Annotated in this window: 1 protein-coding gene; it reads left to right on the top strand. The window is 41.2% G+C overall.

What is annotated here, in order from left to right; translation table 11 throughout:
- Positions 1 to 585, top strand: a 585-nt coding sequence (locus R7Z77_RS27075; RefSeq protein WP_318137268.1) for a serine/threonine-protein kinase, incomplete at both ends; no start/stop codon positions are given.

Raw genomic sequence — 585 nt, 5'->3', positions numbered from 1 at the left:
AGAGACAGCAAGAATGTTGATTCGAGAAGCGCAACAAACACAAAGACTTAGTCATCCAAACGTAATCCGGGTCTTTGATTTCGGAGTCGACGGTGATATCTACTTTTTAGTGATGGAATATATTGACGGCGAAACGTTGGAAAGTTTAATCCAACGATCTCGTCCAAATGGTTTGAAGTACCATGCAATGCTTTCTATCCTCAACCAAATCCTCGACGCACTATCCTATGCTCATTCGCTCGGTGTTGTACACGCCGACTTAAAACCAGCCAACGTAATTTTAACCTCCGAAGGCCATGTAAAGCTTTTGGATTTTGGTGTGTCGAAAACTCACCAGATCAAACAGGATCAGTATGCAGCAAAACGTAAAACAGAAGATCTAGAAACGCTGGGCTACACGCCTAACTACGCCTCACTCAACCTGCTCTCAGGAAAAGAACCAAACATAAGCGATGATATGTTCGCCTTATGTTGTATTACGTATGAATTGTTGAGTTGTAAGCATCCATATTCAAGAACACCAGTTAATGAAGCACTAAAGAAAAATATTAAGGTCTCTAAACCAGCAAATATGCCAATAGCGAA

The organism is Vibrio sp. 1401 (assembly GCF_033340295.1).
This window is presented reverse-complemented; position numbering and strand designations above follow the sequence as displayed.